This is a genomic window from Gluconacetobacter sp. (genome assembly GCF_047721585.1).
In the GTDB taxonomy this organism is placed as follows: Bacteria; Pseudomonadota; Alphaproteobacteria; order Acetobacterales; family Acetobacteraceae; genus Gluconacetobacter; species Gluconacetobacter dulcium.
Genome location: NZ_JBDNXE010000234.1, coordinates 1 through 2,769, shown reverse-complemented (window position 1 = coordinate 2,769; position 2,769 = coordinate 1). Strand labels below are relative to the sequence as shown.

The window sequence follows — 2,769 nt, the reverse complement described above, 5'->3', positions numbered from 1 at the left end:
TGAATGCCTTCCAGCAGATCGTGGCCTCGACCAACCAGCAGCAGATCGGCATCGAGCAGGTGATGACCGCGTTGCAGAGCATCCGTCAGGCCAGCCAGCAGACGGCGGCGGGAACCCGCAACCTGGAAGCCTCGGCCAGCAATCTGGGCAGCCTCTCGCACCAGCTTCTGGCCATTTCCGCCCGTTACCGGACCTGACGGCCGGCCGTGGAGGCTCTGCGACAGGAACTTCTGGCGGTCTTCGATGCCGAATATCGCGACCATCTGCGGGTGGTGCGGGATATTCTGGCCGCCGGCCCGCTGGATGGGCGCGGGATCAGCGAGATTTTCCGGCGCGTGCATTCGCTGAAGGGGGCGGCCCGCGTCGTCGAGCGCGCGGATATCGAGACCATCGCCCACGCGCTTGAGAGCCGGCTGTTCGGGCTGCTGGACGGGCAGCAGCCGGTGACGGCGGAGGATCTGACGGCCATCGGCGCGGCGATGGACCAGATCGACGCCCGCATGCAGGATGTCGGGGAGCCTTCGGCCGAGCCTGAGCCGGGCTCGGCGAGCCCGCCAGCGCGCGAGGAAGTGGCCGACAGCTATGTGCAGGTGCCGGTGTCGCGCCTCGATGCGCTGGTCGGCGTGGTGCATGACATGATGGGCATTGCCGAGCGGCAGGAGCGGTTGTGGGCGGATCTGGAGGATCTGACCGCCACGGCCGCGCGGCGGGTGGGGCCGGCCACCGATCCGGCGGTGGAACTGGCGCGGCTGACCCGTGCGCTGTCCGCCCTGTCGCGCGAGCGCGGGCGGATCGCGGGGCAGGCCGACCGGGCCATGATGCGGCTGGAGGAAGAGGTGCGGGCGGTGACGCTGGTGCCGGCCGGGACGGTTTTCGGGTCGTTGACCGGCATGGTTCGGCAGATCGCGCGCGAGCATGGCGGCGGCGAGGTGACGGTGCGCCTGCTGGGCATGGAGGTGCGGGCCGACCGGCGGGTGATGCAGGCGCTGCGCGACCCGGTGATCCATCTGCTGCGCAATGCCATTATCCATGGGCTGGAAAGCCCGGCCCGGCGGCGGGCGGAAGGCAAGCCGGCGGAGCCGGTGCTGACGCTGTCGGTGCGGATGCTGGGCGTGCGGCTGCTGGTATCGGTCAGCGATGACGGGCGGGGGCCGGACCTGGAGGCGATCGCCGCGCGGGCGGTGCGTCAGGGTTTGATGCAGCCGGATGATCCGCGCCTGCCCGAGACATTGCTGGGCATGGTGTTCGCGCCCGGCTTTTCCACCAGGGCGGCGGCCGACCGGATTGCGGGACGGGGGATGGGCCTGTCGGTGGTGGCGGAGGCCGCGCGGGCCTTGCAGGGCTCGGTCCGCATGGAAGCGGGCAGTCCGTGGGGGACGGTGGTGACGATGGCCGTGCCGGTCTCGCGCCGGCAGCGCACGACGCTGGTGGTCGAGGCCGGGGAGATGACGGTCGGGCTGCCGGGGCGGGTGATCGAGCGGTTGACGCGGGTGCGGCAGGCCGATGTGCGCATGGTCGATGGCCGGGCCTGTTTCTCTCTGGAGCGGCGGCGGGCCGTGGCGGGCGGTGGGGCCGGCGCGGCCGTGCTGGTGCCGGTGGCGCCGTTGGCCGCCTTCCTCGGTCAGCCGGATGCGGCGCTGCCGGTGCATGACGGGGCGCTGTCGGTCGTGGTGCTGGGCATGGCGGACGGCGGGTGTTGCGGGTTTGCCGTCGACCGGATGCGCGAGGTGCGGACCCTGCATATTTCCGACGCCGAGGCGGTGGGGCTGGACAGTGAATTGATCCCCGGCGTCGGCTGGCCGCGCGGCGATCGGCCGGTTTTCGTGCTCAGCCCCGATACGCTGCTGGAGCGGTGGCAGAAGGCGGGGGCGACCGGCGGGTATTTCGCCGGGGCCGACGATGCGGTGCCGGAGGGCGGGGGGATGGCGCCCCGGCATGTGCCGACCGTTCTGGTGGTTGACGATTCGATTACCACACGGACTCTCCAGAAGACGATCCTTCAGACCCACGGTTATGATGTGCTGCTGGCGACGGATGGTGTCGAGGCGCTGTCGTTGCTGCACCGGTCGTCACGCCGGATCGACGTGATTGTGACGGACGTGGAGATGCCGCGGATGGATGGTTTCGCATTGCTGGACGCGGTCAGGTCCGACCCGCGCCTTTCGCGGATTCCGGTGGTGCTGATGACCTCGCGCAATGAGGAAGCCGATATACGGCGCGGACTGGAAGGCGGAGCCCGGGCCTATGTGACCAAGCAGGGATTCGAGCAGGGCGAATTGCTGGACATCATCCGGGGCGTATTGTGACCGGGGGGGCCAGGCCGCGCGTCCGGGTGCTGGTGGTGGAGGATTCGGCGGTGGTCCGGCATGTGCTGGTGCGGCTGATCCGCGACGATCCACGGCTTGAACTGCTGGAAGCGGTGGAAACGGCGGAGGAAGCGTTGCGCCTGGTGCCGATGCTGCGGCCCGACGTGATTTCGATGGACGTGCGGCTGCCCGGCATGGACGGGCTGGAGGCCACGCGGCGCATCATGGCCGAGTGCCCGACGCCGATCGTGATCGTCAGCGATTCCTCGACCGATCCGGCGTTGCGGATTTCGATGAACGCGCTGCGCTCCGGTGCGCTGTCGGTGGTGCAGAAGCCGGCCGGCTGGCCGGTCGAGGCCCCCGGCGGGGGGGGGCGCGCGCCCCCCCCGTTGAAAAACAGCCCACAGGCGCGGGTCCGGGCGCGGCCTGCGGATTGGGGGGGGGCGGCGGGGGGGGGGGGGGG

At 70.7% G+C, this 2,769-nt stretch carries 2 protein-coding genes and 1 pseudogene; all 3 read left to right on the top strand.

All coding sequences use genetic code 11. The features are described from left to right. A pseudogene (locus ABF821_RS20680) lies at window positions 1–197 on the top strand (methyl-accepting chemotaxis protein); the annotation flags it as partial. A 9-nt stretch (window positions 198–206) separates the two neighbouring features. Beyond that, window positions 207–2,306: a response regulator gene (locus tag ABF821_RS20675; protein WP_415531432.1), complete on the top strand. Its 2,100-nt coding sequence runs from the start codon at window positions 207–209 to the stop codon at window positions 2,304–2,306. Further along, on the top strand, window positions 2,303–2,769 hold a 467-nt coding region (locus tag ABF821_RS20670), incomplete at its 3' end, for a response regulator (protein ID WP_415531431.1). The genes ABF821_RS20675 and ABF821_RS20670, both read left to right, overlap by 4 nt.